The organism is Thermococcus sp. SY098 (assembly GCF_035621495.1).
Lineage (GTDB): Archaea > Methanobacteriota_B > Thermococci > Thermococcales > Thermococcaceae > Thermococcus_B.
The window spans coordinates 1,992,934-2,010,131 of sequence record NZ_CP141821.1; the positions used below are offsets into that span (position 1 = coordinate 1,992,934).

A 17,198-nucleotide genomic window follows, 5' to 3' on the forward strand; every position below is an offset into this window, starting at 1 on the left:
TCACTCTAAGCCAGTTTTGTCTTATAAAGTTGAGGATTAAAAGATGAGGAATTTCCCTTTCTCCATTATCCTCTCTCCGTCAACTTCAACCGTTGGATCGAGAATGAGACAATCAAAGTGATTCAAAGCTGGAGCATCATTATCGTAGTTTGCCCCAATTGCTATATGGACTGTATTTCTGAGCTTCTCATCCTCAAGGAGCTTTCCACTCATCTTTGCTCTTGGATTTAGTCCTATGCCAAGTTCCCCCAAATGCCATGCATTTTTAGCCAATTCTTTTTTCCCATTTTAAGCGCTCTCTTCTCAGCTTCCTTTATAGCTTCTTCAAGCTTTTTAGCTTCCTCTTTACCTTCAATCTTCTGCACAAAACCTTCTTGGACATGCACTTTTACAGGATTCTTAGGAAGTACGCTTTCTCCCCCCAATCCCATAGTTCCATCAAAAACTATCACTCCCTCACTTTTTCCAACTGCCGGAGAAATGAATACCTCTCCAGCGGGCAAGTTGCCGCCTTTTCCAGGTTTTCTAAAATCACCGTCGTCTTTGAATGCCTTTCTTCCTTTAATGTTTACCCACAAATCTGTTCCTTTTTCAGTTGCTACATGTACTTCTTTCCCTTTATCAAGAATTTCTGCTAAGACTTGTGCCTCATACCTAAGCCTCTCATAATCAATTGGAACAGCCCTCAAATACATCTCTACAGTGATTCCAGGGCTCCAGAAGGAGCGAATCCTTTTATCCCCCCATAGAAGCTTTTCAAAAATGTGCGTATATTTTTGGTTGTCCCTGCCCACATATCCGATATTTAATCCGAATGCATCTTTGCCTAATTTTTTCTCAGTTATTGAGATCACTATGTCCGGTTCACTTTTTATAGCTTCAATTACACTTCTTTCTGCAAATTCGAGTGAGGTCTTTGGCTCTTGAATAATGATAGTAGGCTTGGCGTGAAATTCCTTAGCAGCACTGAAAAGGCTCAGCGAGATATCTAAGACTTCTCCGGGGTTAGTTATTATCAGGACTTCCTCACCTTTCTGAACATCAAGAACTTCATGCATGGCTACCTTTGAGACATCCCTTAGCTTCATAGAACCACCTAAACAAGGTTTGTTTTCAGTTTTAATAACAATTATGGAAAAGCATAATTACCTTGAGTTCCTAATTTTCTGGTGGCGCCTTTGCTGAGTATCAGTAGGTGTTAAAAATGGAGAATCCACAGATTACGCTCTTTGCATATTCAAAGAATAAATTCACGGAAAAGAGGCTTGAAAGTCTCGAAGAAGTCTTTAATTACAAGGATTACCCTGTGGTGTGGGTAAACATTGATGGTATTGCTTATCTGGACGAATTAAGGAACATCTTTGGTTTTTATGACACCTCAATAAGGTTGATCCTTCGTTCAAAAAGCAGACCAAAAGTTGAAATTTTCGGAGATTATCTGTTTATCCTCATCTATCAGGTCTATGAGTCCTCTGGAGGATTGAAAAGAGAGAAAACTGCAATATTTCTGAAGGATAACTACGTGATAACTCTGCAGGAAGTAAAAGGTGATGTTTTTAACTCCATTAGGGAAAGCATTAGAAAAGGAGAGGGTCTTGTTAGGGAGAAAAGAGCAGATTATTTGGTTTTCCTTCTCCTCGATGCAGTGATCAACAACTATATCCCAATTTTGGATAAGATAAATGCCAAAATGGAAGCGATAGAAGATAAAATACTCCGCAACAGCGACAGAGAAATGCTCAGGAAAATTCACACAATACGCAGAAGAATCCTCTTTATGAGGCGTGCTATTTTTCCCCTGCTTGAGGTCTTTAGGGAGCTACAGCTTGAAGGTACAAGGTTCTTTGAAGAGGACATAAAGCCGTATCTTAGAGAGCTTAATGCCCACGTTCTGGAAGTTCTTGACCTAATAGAAAGCCAGCGTGAAATGGCGAATGGTCTCATAGATATTTACTACTCTACAATCTCAATGAAGATAAATGAGATCATGAGGGTATTAACAGTAATTTCCACAATTTTCATACCTCTAACCTTTATAACTGGACTATACGGCATGAACTTCCGCTACATGCCGGAGCTGACTTGGCGTTATGGATACCCTGCAGTTCTGCTGATTATGTTGATGATATCACTTAGCATGCTCTATTATTTCAAAAGAAAAGGATGGCTTTAGAGATTCAGAGCAAGCTTCACAGCTTTTTCAGCTATAACATCCATCGGATCAATTAGTGGAACTTCCAAATCCTCGGGTTTCAGTGCAACACTCACCTCAGTGCAGCCAGCTATGATGCCTTCACTCTCCTTTTCAAGCTTTTTAGCTATCTCCAGCAAGAGTTCCCTTCCAAACTCGAACTTGTTAGCTTTGATTCCCTCATAGATGCCTCTCATGACTCTCTCCTGCTCTTCCTTATTTGGTATTATCACTTTTATCCCCCTCTTTTCCAAGGCTTTCTGGTAGATTCCGCTAACCACTGTTCCTGTCGTTGCCAGCAGTCCAACCCGTTTAATCCCCAGTTGCTTAACATATTCGGCGGTCTCCTCAATCATGTTGATTAGCGGGATGTTTATTGCTCTCTGAATCTCATCGGCGAAGAAGTGTGCTGTATTGCAGGGCATTATTATAAAATCTGCTCCCCAGTTTTCAAGCTTTTTTGCACTGTCAATGAGTTCTGGCAAGGGGTTTTCACCTTCGCCGAGAATGTACGCTGTCCTATCGGGAATTTTTGGATTGTTGTAGATTATAATCCTCGGATGATCCTGGTCTCTTTTTGCTGGGGTTTTCAGGACTATTCTTTTAAATAACTCAACAGTTGCCATAGGGCCCATACCGCCAAGGATGCCTATTATTTTTTCTCCCATTTTAATCACTCAGCTTTTGCATATCTGAGTTTGCCCTCTTTCCACTCAATATAGCGTGCCATAATAAACAGCAAGTCGCTTAAGCGGTTGAGGTATTTTAGGGCATCTTCCCCAAATCCATATTCCAAAAGGAGCCTTGCAACTTTTCTCTCTGCCTTTCTCACAACAGCCCTACAGACGTCAAGTTTTGCGCTCGCTATTGTTGAGCCAGGGATTACAAAGGCTTTTAGCTGAACCTCGTTCTCGAATTTTTTAATCAAGCTTTCCATCCATTCTACTTCTTTCTCTCCAATCTTCTTGTATTTGCCTTTGCTTGCTATCTCTGCCATGAGAGAATATAAATCAATCTGAACCTTCTCTACAATGCCTCTAAGCTCCTCATCCTCAATGTAGTGCTTTGCTTCTCCAAGAAAAGAGCTCGCTTCATCAATTGTTCCGTTGGCTTCGATGATTGGGGAGAACTTTGCCAGTCTTTCTCCAGTAAAGATTCCAGTGGTTCCTTTATCACCAGTTCTTGTTGTAATTGGCATATGATCACCAAGTTTAGTTGAAAGCCTTGATCTTTTTATTCCTTTTGTTGCTTTTTTGTTGTCTAATGCAGCTGTATATACACTGCTGGTGATACAAAAACATTGGGAAAAGTTATTTATACTTAGGAGCGTTTTTAAAATTTTGGTGATGCTATGAAGAGGTGGAGTCTGTTTTTGATTATTGTAATGATTTTGAGCATAGTCCCAGTAAGTACAATAGGCTTTGTGAATGCAGCGACGTATGTTCCAATACCAGAAATACAGGGGTACAGTAGTAGCTCACCTTATGTGGGACAAACAGTGATTACGACTGGTGTGGTAACAGCAGTTGCTTCAAAAGGATTTTTCATACAAAACGGAACAGGTCCTTGGACAGGAATTTATGTGTACTTGGGCTCAACACCTTCGGTCCAAATTGGAGACCTTGTAGAGGTTAGAGGGTATGTCAAGGAATACTATGGATTAACTGAAATTTCGGTTAATCCCAAATATGGGGATTATGTTAAGGTACTTGGCACGGCACCGGTGCCAGAGCCGGTTACCCTCCCATCAGGAAATGTTTCACAAGAGCAATGGGAAAGTGTTTTGGTAAAGGTCGTTGGTGTTACGGTGGTTGATCCAGACTTGGGTTATGGTGAGTGGCTTGTTGACGATGGAAGCGGCCCAGTTAGGATAGACGATTTAATTTATAGATACACCCCCGAATATGGGCAGAAGTTTGACTATATAATTGGTCCAGTTTATTATTCCTATGGTAACTTTAAGATTGAGCCAAGAGGACCAGAGGACCTAAAGGAGTACATTCCAGAGATAAAAATTGCTGAACTCAATGTAGATAGATCCCTTGTTAAAGGTGTTCCAGCACCAATTAGTGTTCTTATAAAGAACGACGGTATATTCAGTGAAAATGTAACATTACTTATTTATGCAAATGATGAAATCCTGTTAAATACAAGCCTAATTTTGGATCCAGGGATGAACTATTCCACAACCATTACATGGACTCCATCATCCACTGGGGATGCAGTAATAAGAGCCGAAATTGTTGGATATGATGAAAAATATGTCCCTGTTACTGTATATGAGAATCCACAGACTGTGGCGTTTACCATTGTAACATACTACCACTACCGTTATGAGAAGTATTGGACGATCCTTTCTCCGCTTTATGAGCAGTTTGATGCATTGATAACCGAGCTCCAGCAGTATAATGTTGACTTAGGCCCTCTTCAAGATGAGATAGAAAAAATTGAAAGCAACATGCAGCAGATAAATGAAGAATACTCAAAGTATGAAAGTCTCAAGATATATACAAGGAATGGTTATTATCTTCCACTTATGCCACACATAAGAAAAGCAGCGCTGTTAAGTAGGGAAACAATCTCAATGATTAACGACGTGCTTCCACTCCTGAACTCAACTCTCGAACAAGTTAAAGCAATGATTCAACAGCAGCAGAATGTAACTGGTGGAAATGAAACGACAGTGCAGAATGTCACCGTGACAGTTCCAAAGCTTGTTAAGGTTCTCATAGACTCGGGACACAACCAGTACTATAATGACGAAAAAATGAGCAGTTTGATAAACAAAATTGAAGAAGAGCTTGGCTGGAAAGTTGAGATCAACCGTGGAACACTAACAAGCGAAAAGCTCCAGGAGTACAACATTCTCATTATAACAAACCCAAGGACTGACATAACTGATGAAGAAGCACAGGCAATTAAAGAATTCGTTAAGAACGGGGGAGGGTTGCTGATACTTGGAGACTGGTACAAATACGTGAACACAAAGAGCTTGAACAAAGTTGTTGAAGAATTTGGCATCAGATTCAATAAGGATGAGCTCATGGATAATGACCGCAACACCGGAAGGCCGTACTTCCCACTTGTTGGTGAATTCAACTTTGAGCACCCAGCAACTAAATTCCTCAACGAGACATCAGAACTCTATTACAACGGTGACACGCTTGATGTCTCTGGAGATGTGGTCTGGCTCATCAGAGGCTATGACAGCTCATATGCCGTTGATCCGACAGGAAAGGTTACAAAGGAAAAAGGGTCCAAGCCAATAGTTGCAGCGGCAGTTGAAGTTGGAGAAGGCAGAATTGTAGCCTATGGCTCAAGCAAGGCAATAAGTGATGACTACTATGGCAGATATATTACAACAAACTGGCCGTTCATTAAGGGAGTACTTCTCTGGCTTGCAGGGGAGATTTGATTCTTTACTTTTTATTTTTATTTTCCATTTCAACATTCATCGAAGCGAAATGATTTTATATTTAAGGATTGTACTTTTCTATGCATGGATGAGAGGTGAAGGCTATGCATGAACTTGTTGAGTTTGCTGTTGAAAAAGCTTTGGAGCTTGGAGCAGAATATGCAGAGGCAAGGTTTGAGGAGCATAGTGGGGTAAATATCGTCATGAAGAACGGCAATCCAGAAGGAGTAGGTATAAGAGCCGACAGGGGAATTGGAGTCAGGGTTCTTGTAAATGGGGGAATGGGATTTGCATCAACAAACATCCTCACAAAGGAAAACGTTGGCGAAGCTGTTAAGAAAGCCATTAAGCTTGCAAAGGCTGCTTCAAAAGTTAGAAACATACCAATAAAGTTCAGCGAAGAGAGGTTTCATGAGGTTTACTACGAAGTAAGAATGAAGAAGGACTTCAGGGACTATTCCGGGGAGGAAAAGATGGAGTACCTAAGGCTCATTGAGGAGGAAGTTCTGAACAGTGGGATCAAAGTCCCAATGAGATTCTTGAGCTACCAAGACTGGATTGCCCACAAGTATTTCGTCAACAATGAGGGGGCAAAAGTTGAGAGCGTCATTCCAAGGGTTTCAATAACATACAATTTAGTTGTTTTTGAGGAGGGTCAAGTTGAGCAGGCTCCGTTCGTTCAGACTGCTTTTACAGGTGGTCTTGAGCTTATTGAGAGAGCAGAGCCATGGAAGAAAGCATTAAGTGATGTTAAAGCCTTGCAAAGGCTAATAAAAGAAGGAAAGAAGCTACCAGAAGGGAAGGTTGATGTTGTTATAAGCCCAGAAGTTGCAGGAATAGCTGTTCATGAGAGCGTTGGACATCCATATGAAGCGGATAGGATTTTTGGGAGGGAAGCAGCGCAAGCTGGAGAAAGCTTTGTTAAGCCAGATATGTTAGGAGAGAGAATTGGAAGCGAGGCAGTAACTGTTATTGAAGACCCAACGATACCAAACAGCTGGGGTTTCTACTTGTATGATGATGAAGGCGTCAAAGCTCGTCCAAGGTACCTAATCAAAGATGGAATAATAACTGAGTTCTTAATGAATAGGGAATATGCTTATTACTTAGGTACTAATTCTAATGCTGCAGCAAGGGCGATAAACTACGACAGAGAGCCCATAGTGAGAATGGCCAACACATACTTGGCTCCAGGCGATTATTCCTTTGAGGAGCTGATTGAAGATGTAAAGCTTGGTGTTTACATGGTCTCTTTTAACGAATGGAACATTGACGACAGGAGATACCAGCAGAGATATATTGGCAGAGAAGCTTACCTGATTGAAAATGGTGAGATAAAACATCCAGTAAGGAGACCTATTCTTGAGATTACAACAAAAGGTCTGTGGAGCAGTGTTGATGCAGTAGGAAAAGAGGTTGAATTCTATCCGGGAACATGCGGAAAAGGTGAACCTGGTCAAGGAGTTCCAGTATGGATGGGGGGAGCAAGCGCAAGACTTAGGGACGTTGTATTGAGGAGGTGAGAGGATGTTTGATGTTAATGAGCTCATTTTAAAGAAGGCCAAAGAGATTGGCTTTGGAGACGTTGTTGTTCTATCATATGAGACACAGAGAAGACAGGTCAGATTTGCAAACAATGAGATTACCGTCGCTAAAAACTGGCACTATCAGAAATCTGCAATTTTTGCTGAATATGAAAAGAGGCTTGTCTCGACAGAGCTCACAACCCTTGATGAAAAAACAATCGAAAAGACATTGAAAATGCTCTTCAAGACGGCAAAGGCGATGGAGCCAAAGAAGGACTATTACGGCATAGCAGAAGGTCCATTTGAATATAAAGACATTCCAGAGACTTTTGACAAAAAGATTGTTGAACTTGATGAGCCGAATGAATACGTTGAGATTGCCATAAACTCAGCATTGGAAGAAGGTGCTAAGAGGGTTGCTGGAGTTCTCTATACGGATTACAATAAGCTCTACTTAACGACGAGCAACAATGTTGAGGCTTTTGATGAAGGGACGGGGATAGAAATCAGTGTTAGGGCTTTCGTCGATGAGCTATCAAGCGGACATGGGACGAACTCAGTTAGAGTTTTGAAAAAGTTCGACCCGGAAAGTGCTGGAAGAAAGGCTGGAGAGATAGCAAAGCTTGCCGTTAATCCGGAAGAGGGAGAGGCTGGCAAATACGACGTCATTTTTGACCCCTTAGCATTCGCAAATCTGCTTTCATACATGAGCTTCATGACATCAGCTTTTGCTGTTGAAGCAGGATTCAGCTTTTTAGTTGGCAAGCTTGGACAGAAGGTTGCGAGCGAGGGCATCGTTTTGAAGGATGTAGGAAACATGCCAAACGCTTATGGAACGAGGAAATTTGATGACGAGGGTGTTCCAACTCAAGAAACAACGATAATCGAAAACGGGGTTTTAAAGACCTATCTCCTTAACACAAGCCTTGCGAGAAAATACAGCACTAAAACAACAGCTAACGCAGGTCTAACAATGCCAAGAGCTTGGAACATCTACCTTGAGGCTGGGGACTACTCAAAAGAAGAGCTCTTCAGCGAGGTCAGGAGGGGAATCTACATAACAAACGTTTGGTACACAAGGTTCCAGAACTATGTTGCCGGTGACTTCTCGACGATTCCAAGGGATGGAGCGTTCTTAATTGAAAATGGTGAGATCGTTAAGCCGATAAGGAACATCCGCGTAAGCGACAACTTCCAGCGCATCTTGGGGAGCATAGCTGCCTTAGGAAAAGAACTCTACCATATCCACTGGTGGGAAGTTAGAACGCCAGTATTCACCCCTTATGTTCTGGTTAAAGATGTTGGCATAACGAAGGCTACAAAGTGATCTCTTTTCTTTTTTCTTAAATTATTCCTTTAGCATAAAGCTCATGATAAGCTTTCAGCAATGCGTCTCTAACCCTCTTTGGCCCATATCTCTTCACTGCGGCTTTTAATCCTTCCTCATGGACTTTTTTCACAATTAAGTCAATATCTGGAGAAATTTTCAGGTTGTTTTCGACATAAAGCTTGGCTATCTCATAGGGGTCTCTGTAATTCAAGCCCTTGAGCCATTTTAGGGGTACTCCCTCTTTGAACTGTTTTATAACTTCAAACTCAATGATCGTAATTTCATCATCTCCGTAAAGCTCTCCGTAAATTTTGTTTAAGACCCTTAAAAGCTCTCTAACGTCTTTAAAACCATCCCTCTTTGCATCCTCGTTGGTGAGATCTTTGACCTTCTTTTTTGTGATGCCTTTTATCTTAGCTTTAGCTATTGCTGTATCGCTTGGGGTTATGACTATGTAAACCTCGCTACCCTCTTCGGCTTCATATTTTCCATATCTAATTGTTGTGACTTTCTTCCCCTTCAAAATACGCTCTTTGTATGCATTATCTATCAGCATGAACTTCCTTATTTGAATCGTCTTTGCCACTGTTCAGCACCTCTATTATTTTCGGAACGTCAAGCAGATCGGTGATTTCATAGTCTGCGTATTCTCTGTATTCCTCTTCTCTGTTTGCATACTTTCCATAGCGGAACCAGACTGTATGCATGCCCACGCTTTTTGCTCCATAAATATCTGAATAAAGCCTGTCTCCGACCATTACAGCTTCTTGAGCTTTAACTTCAAATATTCTAAGTGCTTTCTGGAAAATCTTTGGATGCGGCTTCTTAACTCCCTCAAAGTCGGATATAACAACATGCTCAAAGAAATCATCTAAATCCAAGCGCAGAATTTTTTCCCACTGCTTTATTGGGTCTCCGTCTGTTATTATGCCGAGCCTCAAACCCATCTCCCGAAGCTTAAGGAGGGTTTTCCTCACATGCCTCACTTCTCTTAGATAAGCGAATTTTGTATTGTGGTAAGCAATTACCCCAGCAGCGACCCACTTTGGATTGTACTTTAAATCCAAACGCCTAAGGAGGTAGTCAAAGTGCCTTGGAAAGTTGCTTCCATACTCGTTAATGAGTTCTAAAAGCTCGCTATATGCGGTATCAAAATCAACTGGCATGCCATGTCGGATCATGTTTTCTATTGCATTTTTCCTTGCCATTTCGGCAAGTTTTGTTGTATCAGCTATCGTATCATCTAAATCAAAGAATACAACCTTAATCATACCCCTCCCCGTTTCGTTTTTGACAACGATATATTTAACCTTTCCCGATGTCCAGATACAGTTTCTTTTGCTGTGCTTCTTTTCTCTTCAATTCTTGGAAGTATTCATCTTCACGAATAAGCTCTTCAAGCAGATCCTCAAGCTTCCATGTGAGTGAAGTTGGCGTCGTGGTTGCAAAGATTATTTTTCCGAGGTTTAAGGACTTTATTTTGGCTAAAACTTCCTTAATTTGAGGATTTTTAAGATCGTGCATTAGAATGAACTTTTTGAGATGCCAGTTGCATGAACCTTCAAGCTCTTCCGCTTTCTCCACTATGCTCTGCACACTCCAGTCCTTGCAGTACTGGGGAATTTCATAAACTTTCAGCTCACTAAGCATTTCTCTGATTTTCTTAACTTCATTCTCGTCAAATCCAATCAAAAATATCATCCTCTCAGCTCCTCAACTTTTTTCAAAAGCTCTTCCATAGCCTCTCCAGCTTTTCCCCTTATGAAGATGTCAGCTATTGGTGTGATGCCGCTTTCACTTGGATTGATTTCAATCACATAACCGCCATTATCTTTGACTATATAGGGTATGTATGCCGCTGGAAATACCTGTCCGCTCGTACCTATAACTAAACACACATCGGCTCTCCTCGCTAAGTTGAATGCTTTACTCAAAGCACCTTCAGGCAAAGCCTCTCCGAACCAAACGACATCTGGTCTTAAAAGAGAGCCGCACTTTGGACATTTGGGTAACTCTTCATCCTCAAGGAACTTTTCAAGTCTTCCGCTTTCTTTGAGATTCTCTCTGTAATCACAACGTATGCACTTGACCCTAAAGATGTTACCGTGCAACTCGATGATGTTTTTGTTCCCAGCTTCTCTGTGCAGATCATCAACATTCTGGGTTATAACGGCTTTGAGAATCCCCATCCTCTCAAGTTCAGCCAGAGCTAAGTGGGCTTTGTTTGGTTTAGCTTTTGATATAATCCTCATCCTCCATCTGTAAAACTCCCACACAAGCTTTGGATTTCTGGCAAAAGCTTCAGGTGTGGCGAGTTCTTCCGGGCGGTACCGCTTCCACAGTCCGTTCTTCCCTCTAAACGTAGGAATTCCGCTCTCAGCACTTATTCCCGCTCCAGTGAAAGCTATTAAAAACCTTGAACGTGCAATTATTTTTGCAGCCTCCTCTATCATCCCGTTCCCCAATATTTTTCGTATTTTTGGCTTTAAAATCTTAACATATGTAATGTCCACCATTAAGGCTGTCTAAAGCAACCTTTAAATTACATGGCAGTGAAATATTTCATGCATAAACCTTTGGGGTGATACTATGAGCTATGCAGAATATAAGGATAAGGTTCTGGAGTTTGTTGAGATGCACGAAAAGTGGAGAGCATCAACAATTAATTTGATTGCAAGCGAAAACGTAACCTCTCCAAGTGTCACAAGGGCTGTGGCGAGTGGTTTCATGCATAAATATGCCGAAGGCTGGCCGAGGCAGAGATATTATCAGGGATGTAAGTACGTTGATGAAGTTGAGCTTATTGGTGTTGACCTCTTCTGCAAGCTCTTCAAGAGTGATTTTGCAGATCTGAGACCGATTTCAGGTACAAACGCAAACCAAGCCGCATTCTTTGGCCTCACACAGCCTGGAGACAACGTTATAGTCCTTCACACCTCTCATGGTGGACACATAAGCCACATGCCATTTGGTGCAGCTGGTATGAGAGGTCTCAACGTCTTCACATGGCCATTTGACAATGAAAGCTTTAACATTGACGTTGACAAAGCAGCTCAGCTCATCAGAGAGAAGGAGCCAAAGCTTATAGTCTTCGGCGGTTCTCTGTTCCCGTTCCCACATCCAGTCAAAGAGCTCGCTCCAGTAGCTAAAGAGGTTGGAGCATATGTTATGTACGATGCAGCACACGTTCTCGGATTGATCGCTGGAGGAGAGTTCCAAGACCCACTTAGAGAAGGTGCTGATATAATAACCTCTTCAACCCACAAGACATTCCCAGGCCCACAGGGCGGTGTGATTCTCTACAAGAACTTTGGTGAGGATGTTGCAAAGCTCCAGTGGGCAATCTTCCCGGGAGTTCTCAGCAACCACCACCTCCACCACATGGCTGGAAAAGTCATCACAGCGGCGGAGATGCTTGAGTACGGTGAAGCTTACGCAAAGCAGATTGTAAAGAACGCAAAAGCTTTAGCTGAGGCTTTGGCCGAAGAAGGATTCAACGTCATCGGTGAAGACCAAGGCTACACCAAGAGCCACCAGGTTATAGTTGATGTTAGCGACCTTCACGAAGCAGCAGGTGGATGGGCGGCGCCGCTCTTAGAGGAAGCGGGAATAATCCTCAACAAGAACCTCTTACCATGGGATCCGCTTGAAAAGGTCAACACACCAAGCGGATTGAGAATAGGTGTCCAGGAGATGACAAGAGTTGGAATGATGGAAGACGACATGAAAGAAATTGCAAGGTTCATGAGGCGCGTACTGATTGACAAAGAGGATCCAAAGAAGGTCGAGAAGGAGGTCTTCGAGTTCAGAAAGCAGTTCCAGAAGGTCTACTACTCCTTCGACTACGGCTTGCCAATGAAGGAGTGATTTTTCTCTTCTTTTTCTTTTGGTTTCGATTTGGGTTGAAGCTGTCGAGAAGTTTATATTGTTGTGGCATTATACTTCACAATAGTGGTGATGATGAAAACGGTTATTTATACAGTGTTTCTGTCACTTATGGTTGCACTTGCATATCTAACCATTTCACCCGATGATACGGAGAAATATGGTCAAAAAATGCTCCCCTGTGAGATTCCTTCAGAGCCTTTACGCCCTTCCTATAACCATTCCTTCTTCTGTTGTCCTGGAAAGGTAGGCTACTGGATAAGTGCAGGTTACAAATCTCCGGGAGAAATAATTGGGTTTAGTGCTCGGAATGTTCCTCTAAACCACAATGGCACAGTGGTTTTTGTTATCTACAAGAAAACTAAGGATGGCTGGAAAATTATCTACACCGAAAATGACTGGCATGCTGAATTTATTCTCCCGTCTGAGCAGAACGTTACTTATGCTTTATCTGTGTATGTTTTTGACAAGGACTGCAATTTGATTGACAGCTTGTATTCTACAGTTTTTGTCCCAATTCAAAAGCTCAATGTCGAATTGTATCTTGATAAAAGGATTTACAAACCAGGTGAAACTGCAAAGCTGACAATTAAAAATACAGGCAAAGCACCGATACTGGTGGGGAATCCATATGAGATTTATAGATTCGAAAATGGAAGCTGGGAGAGAGTTAAGCTGGGGGTGTTCTTCACCTTAGAGGGGTATGAAATTATGCCAAGGCAATCTTGGACTCAGAAAGTTGGGTTGATGTATTTCAATGAGAGCACTTGGAACTCATATCCTTTACCTCCTGGAAGATACAAAGTAATAAAGGAAGTACTCGGGATAGGAGTTGAGGAAAAGCTAACACTTGAGGTGGAGTTTGAGATTAGGGAATAGTCACGTATATCCTGGTTCTATTCACTTCAATGTCGAAGTTTTTACTCATCATCAGTGCTCCATAAGATTATTCCAAGTTGGCAAAACTTTTTATCCTCTTTTACCATACCTAACCCTCGGCTAAAGGGGTGAGAAAAATGGTGAAGTTCTGCCCAAAGTGCGGAAGCATAATGCTCCCTGATAGAAAGAGAGGAGTCTTTGTTTGCAGGAAGTGTGGCTATGAGGAGCCTCTAAACCCAGAGGCTGCTAAGGCTTACCGCCTAACCCAGAAAGTTGAGCACAAAGTTGAAGACATTCCAGTAATTGAGCAGGATTTGGCGACACTGCCGAAGGTGAAGATAACCTGTCCAAAGTGTGGAAATGACGAAGCCTACTGGTGGGAGCTGCAGACAAGGGCTGGGGATGAGCCCTCAACTATATTCTACAGATGCACAAAGTGTGGCTATACATGGAGGAGCTATGAGTGATGAGCATGAGAGAGGAAGTTGAAGTCTTAAGAAGGCTCGCAGAAAAGGCTTTAAAGGAGTTGGATGAAGCATATAAAAGGATACCTGATGTGAACAATGGAAAAACTTATCTACTTCGTGGAAAAGAAAGGGTTAGATTGATGCTCAAAATTCTCAACGATATGGAGGTGTGAAGATGCCGTTTGAGATTGTTTTTGATGGGGCAAAGGACTTTGCAACTTTGATAGCAACTGCAAGCAATTTGATTGATGAAGCAGCCTTTAAGGTTACTGAAGATGGGATAAGCATGAGGGCAATGGATCCAAGCAGAGTCGTTCTTATTGACCTCAACCTGCCGGCTGGAATTTTCTCAAAATATGAGGTTGATGGGGAAGAAACAATCGGCGTTAATATGGACCACTTCAAGAAAATCCTCAAGAGAGGAAAGAGCAAGGACATTCTTATCCTTAAAAAAGGTGAGGAGAACTTCCTTGAGGTAACCCTTCAGGGAACAGCAACAAGGACATTCAGACTGCCGCTCATCGAGGTCGAAGAGCTTGAGCTTGAGCTTCCAGAGCTGCCCTTCACAGCAAAAGCAGTTGTTCTGGGTGAGGTTCTCAAAGAAGCCGTTAAGGATGCATCACTCGTCAGCGACAGCCTGAAGTTCATCGCAAAAGAGAACGAGTTTATAATGAAGGCTGAAGGAGAGACTAACGAGGTTGAGATAAAGCTCACACTTGAAGACGAAGGCTTGCTTGACCTTGAAGTCCAGGAGGAAACAAAGAGCGCCTATGGAATCAGCTATCTCGCTGATATGGTCAAGGGAATTGGTAAGGCAGATGAAGTCATCATTCAGTTTGGAAACGACATGCCCCTTCAGATGGACTATCCAGTAAGAGATGAAGGAAAGCTGACCTTCCTTCTTGCACCAAGAGTTGAGGAGGAGTGATTTTCTTATTCTTTTTTATAGGTGATTCATTTGGACATTGTAAAACTTAGGGAACTCCTTGAAAGAGAGCTTTCATCTAATGAGCTTGCTCCCCTTGATGAGGAATTTTACAAGGAGTTTGATAGCTTAGTTCGAGCGTTAAAGCTCAGAGCAGAGAGTTCAAAGGAAAGGGGAGAAACCGTTGAAGAGAGGCTTTATTTGGCTGAACTCAACATTGCAGAGAATTTAATGAAGGAAATAATCAAAATAAGGCTTCACAAGATAGTAGATTTGGCTTTTGAGGGAAGACCTCAGAGTTTAGTAAGTGAAGAAAAGAAGATATTTGCAATTCTCATGGCATTTATAAATCGCGAACCTCTGCCTCTCTCTGGTGAAGTGGAATTTGAAGAAGTTGCTGAAGAGGAGGGTAAAATTAAAGCACCTGTTGGTAAACGCGTTATCTGGGAAGCTTATCTAATCAAAGTTGATATCCCCAAAGTTCTTGATGAAAAGCTCAGGGAGTATGGGCCATTCAAGGCTGGTGACCTTGTAACACTCCCAAAGAGCATTGGAAGAATCCTTGTGGAGAGAGATGCCGCGAAGCTTATAGACATAAACCCGTGATGGAAAATGTTTTCCGTGTGCATGAGAGATTGTTATGATACCTGCTCAATCATAAGTGAAATTAGGAGGGGTAAACTTTTTGTTAGAGGGAATCCCGAACATCCGATAACTCAAGGCTTTTTGTGTCCTAAGGGAGCCTTGCTGCCGAAGTGGTTCCACAGTGAAGAGCGATTAAAGGTCCCTCTCATAAGAGAAGGCGAAAGGGGGACAGGAAAATTCAGGGAAGCAACTTGGAGTGAGGCCATACGCTTAGTTGCGGATAAGATTAAAGAAACAATCAAGAGATATGGAAGCGAAAGCATATTGGTTTACAACTATGCTGGTGATAGGGGTGTTGTTAATTTCTACTTCCCAATGAGGCTTTTCCACTATTTGAATGCAAGCTTTTTGGACTACGGAATATGTGATAGGGCTGGACAAGAAGCTTTGAAAGATGTCTATGGGACGGCGGTGGGCTTAGACCCAGAAGAGCTGAAAAATCAAAAGCTAATTGTTTATTGGGGAATAAATGCTTTTTGGACTAATCTTCACGGTTTCATGCTTGCCAAAAAGTATGGCTTGGAGATTTGGGCAGTTGATGTTGTAAGAACTGAGACTGCAAAAAGAAGCAACAAATTCTTCCAAATAAAGCCCAACACAGATGTTCTCTTTGCTTTGGGAATTGCGAGAATCATAATCGAGAATGAGCTGTATGATGTGGACTTTATTAGAAAGAATGTTTATGGATTTGATGAATTCAAGAATTATGTAAAAAAGATTGACTTGGACTTTGTTAGCAGGGAAACTGGTGTCGAGAAAAAGCAGATTGAAGAGTTTGCTTTTGAATACGCAGAAAAAAGAGGGGTTATTCATATAGGCTACGGCTTCCAGCGTTCTTTGGCTGGGGGAGAAGCAGTTAGGGCAATTTCTCTTTTGCCAGCTTTAGTTGGTCATGAGTTTGGCTTTATCTATGACATGAAAACCATTGACAAGAGCTATGCTGAAGGAGCTTTTCTGAGAACCCAGCCAGCAAGAAGAATTCCGCAGATGAAGCTGGCGGAATATGTTGAAAGGGGAGAAATCAGGTTTCTCTACATTTATAATTCAAACCCTTTGGCTTCTCTCCCAAATCAGAATCGCCTAAGGAAGGCATTAAAAGAGAGTGACATCTTTGTTGTTGTTCATGACATCTTTTTAACCGATACAGCTCTTTTTGCAGATGTTGTTCTGCCAGCAAACACATTTTTCGAGCGCTTGGATATAGCGGATTCCTACTATCACCGCTATGTCGCACTAAATGAGCCAGTTGCGAAGCTTTATGGGAGGAGCAACAGGGAAGTGACTGTAATGCTGGCAAAAGCCCTTGGGATTGATAATCCCTATCTTTACGAAACTGAGGAAGCCATTATTAGAAAAATCCTTCAGCAAAATGATTTAAGCTGGGAGGAGCTTAGAAAGAAAGGATTTCTAAAAGTACCTGAAAAGCCAAGAAAATATCACACCCCAAGCGGAAAGATTGAGTTCTACTCCCAAAGAGCAGTTAAGAGAGGGCTTTCACCATTTCCACAATATACGCCGCTCAAAGGGGAGTATCCATTGCTGCTTCTCAGCCCAACATACAGAATGACAATAACAAGTCAGTACCATAACACCTATGGAATTATAGACCCCTACTTGTACATGAATCCTAAAGATGCTGAGGAGAGAGGAATTAAAAATGGTGACTTGGTGGAGGTTTACAACGAATATGGAAGAATAAAAACCGCAGTAAAATTAACTGAAGATGTTCCTGAAGGAGTTGTTGTCCTATACAAAGCTTTTTGGATTTCAAAGCTTGGCTGGAATGTCAATGTACTCACTGCTGACAGCACTGTTGAAAAATATGGAAATGCATCGGCATATCATTCAACTTGGGTAGAGATAAGGAAAATTTAAGCAACACAAGTTCTCGCCTTTAACTCTTCTACTGGAATTTCAGCCTGATATTTTTAGGTT

Annotated in this window: 19 protein-coding genes; 11 read left to right on the forward strand and 8 right to left on the reverse strand. The window is 41.9% G+C overall.

Annotated features, from left to right (window positions below):
- Positions 1 to 36: 36 nt before the first annotated feature.
- Positions 37 to 252: a hypothetical protein gene (locus VFC49_RS11215; RefSeq protein WP_324735592.1), complete on the reverse strand. Its 216-nt coding sequence runs from the start codon at positions 250 to 252 to the stop codon at positions 37 to 39.
- The gene (locus tag VFC49_RS11220; protein ID WP_324735593.1) at positions 234 to 1,088 is read right to left on the reverse strand and encodes an aminopeptidase; all 855 of its coding nucleotides are present in this window, start codon (positions 1,086 to 1,088) and stop codon (positions 234 to 236) included. The genes VFC49_RS11215 and VFC49_RS11220 overlap by 19 nt, the downstream gene beginning before the upstream one ends.
- 116 nt (positions 1,089 to 1,204) lie before the next feature.
- Here VFC49_RS11220 and corA point away from each other — a divergent pair, with 116 nt between their 5' ends.
- On the forward strand, positions 1,205 to 2,173 hold the full coding sequence (gene corA / locus VFC49_RS11225; protein ID WP_324735594.1) for a magnesium/cobalt transporter CorA: 969 nt from the start codon (positions 1,205 to 1,207) through the stop codon (positions 2,171 to 2,173).
- Here corA and VFC49_RS11230 read toward each other — a convergent pair.
- Positions 2,170 to 2,859, reverse strand: a complete 690-nt coding sequence (locus VFC49_RS11230) for an aspartate racemase (protein WP_324735595.1) — start codon at positions 2,857 to 2,859, stop codon at positions 2,170 to 2,172. The genes corA and VFC49_RS11230 overlap by 4 nt on opposite strands.
- Before the next feature lie 5 nt (positions 2,860 to 2,864).
- Positions 2,865 to 3,389, reverse strand: coding sequence for a cob(I)yrinic acid a,c-diamide adenosyltransferase (locus tag VFC49_RS11235; RefSeq protein WP_324735596.1), 525 nt, complete (start codon positions 3,387 to 3,389; stop codon positions 2,865 to 2,867).
- 153 nt (positions 3,390 to 3,542) lie between these two features.
- Here VFC49_RS11235 and VFC49_RS11240 point away from each other — a divergent pair, with 153 nt between their 5' ends.
- The 3 genes from VFC49_RS11240 to VFC49_RS11250 all read left to right on the forward strand — a co-directional run bounded on the left by VFC49_RS11240 (position 3,543) and on the right by VFC49_RS11250 (position 8,459).
- Complete coding sequence (locus tag VFC49_RS11240) at positions 3,543 to 5,606, forward strand: DUF4350 domain-containing protein (protein ID WP_324735597.1); 2,064 nt, start codon at positions 3,543 to 3,545, stop codon at positions 5,604 to 5,606.
- 104 nt (positions 5,607 to 5,710) lie between these two features.
- On the forward strand, positions 5,711 to 7,129 hold the full coding sequence (locus tag VFC49_RS11245; protein WP_324735598.1) for a TldD/PmbA family protein: 1,419 nt from the start codon (positions 5,711 to 5,713) through the stop codon (positions 7,127 to 7,129).
- Positions 7,130 to 7,133: 4 nt separating this feature from the next.
- On the forward strand, positions 7,134 to 8,459 hold the full coding sequence (locus VFC49_RS11250) for a TldD/PmbA family protein (RefSeq protein ID WP_324735599.1): 1,326 nt from the start codon (positions 7,134 to 7,136) through the stop codon (positions 8,457 to 8,459).
- A 16-nt stretch (positions 8,460 to 8,475) separates the two neighbouring features.
- On the opposite strand, the gene VFC49_RS11255 is transcribed toward VFC49_RS11250, so the two are convergent.
- Genes VFC49_RS11255 through cobB form a run of 4 tightly spaced genes read right to left on the reverse strand, consistent with a single transcriptional unit; the run spans position 8,476 to position 10,915 of the window.
- Positions 8,476 to 9,018 carry an ASCH domain-containing protein gene (locus VFC49_RS11255; RefSeq protein WP_324736759.1) on the reverse strand — a complete coding sequence of 181 codons (543 nt, stop codon included), beginning with the start codon at positions 9,016 to 9,018 and terminating at the stop codon, positions 8,476 to 8,478.
- The gene (locus tag VFC49_RS11260) at positions 9,005 to 9,733 is read right to left on the reverse strand and encodes a TIGR02253 family HAD-type hydrolase (protein ID WP_324735600.1); all 729 of its coding nucleotides are present in this window, start codon (positions 9,731 to 9,733) and stop codon (positions 9,005 to 9,007) included. The genes VFC49_RS11255 and VFC49_RS11260 overlap by 14 nt, the downstream gene beginning before the upstream one ends.
- A gap of 34 nt (positions 9,734 to 9,767) precedes the next feature.
- Positions 9,768 to 10,163, reverse strand: a complete 396-nt coding sequence (locus tag VFC49_RS11265) for a DUF3783 domain-containing protein (RefSeq protein WP_324735601.1) — start codon at positions 10,161 to 10,163, stop codon at positions 9,768 to 9,770.
- The gene (gene cobB, locus VFC49_RS11270; RefSeq protein WP_324735602.1) at positions 10,160 to 10,915 is read right to left on the reverse strand and encodes an NAD-dependent protein deacetylase; all 756 of its coding nucleotides are present in this window, start codon (positions 10,913 to 10,915) and stop codon (positions 10,160 to 10,162) included. The genes VFC49_RS11265 and cobB overlap by 4 nt, the downstream gene beginning before the upstream one ends.
- 136 nt (positions 10,916 to 11,051) lie before the next feature.
- Between cobB and glyA the strand changes: the two genes are divergently transcribed.
- The 7 genes from glyA (at position 11,052) to VFC49_RS11305 (ending at position 17,138) form a co-directional block, all read left to right on the forward strand.
- Positions 11,052 to 12,329, forward strand: coding sequence for a serine hydroxymethyltransferase (gene glyA, locus VFC49_RS11275; protein WP_324735603.1), 1,278 nt, complete (start codon positions 11,052 to 11,054; stop codon positions 12,327 to 12,329).
- A 90-nt stretch (positions 12,330 to 12,419) separates the two neighbouring features.
- Positions 12,420 to 13,226, forward strand: coding sequence for an immunoglobulin-like domain-containing protein (locus tag VFC49_RS11280; RefSeq protein WP_324736760.1), 807 nt, complete (start codon positions 12,420 to 12,422; stop codon positions 13,224 to 13,226).
- 137 nt (positions 13,227 to 13,363) lie between these two features.
- Entirely contained in the window at positions 13,364 to 13,693 is a 330-nt protein-coding gene (locus VFC49_RS11285) for a transcription factor S (protein ID WP_324735604.1), read from the forward strand.
- Entirely contained in the window at positions 13,690 to 13,866 is a 177-nt protein-coding gene (locus tag VFC49_RS11290) for a hypothetical protein (protein WP_158508390.1), read from the forward strand. The genes VFC49_RS11285 and VFC49_RS11290 overlap by 4 nt, the downstream gene beginning before the upstream one ends.
- A 2-nt stretch (positions 13,867 to 13,868) precedes the next feature.
- Entirely contained in the window at positions 13,869 to 14,621 is a 753-nt protein-coding gene (locus tag VFC49_RS11295) for a DNA polymerase sliding clamp (protein WP_324735605.1), read from the forward strand.
- A gap of 30 nt (positions 14,622 to 14,651) precedes the next feature.
- Positions 14,652 to 15,224, forward strand: coding sequence for a hypothetical protein (locus tag VFC49_RS11300; RefSeq protein WP_324735606.1), 573 nt, complete (start codon positions 14,652 to 14,654; stop codon positions 15,222 to 15,224).
- A gap of 21 nt (positions 15,225 to 15,245) precedes the next feature.
- Positions 15,246 to 17,138, forward strand: a complete 1,893-nt coding sequence (locus VFC49_RS11305; protein ID WP_324735607.1) for a molybdopterin-dependent oxidoreductase — start codon at positions 15,246 to 15,248, stop codon at positions 17,136 to 17,138.
- Positions 17,139 to 17,198: the final 60 nt, after the last annotated feature.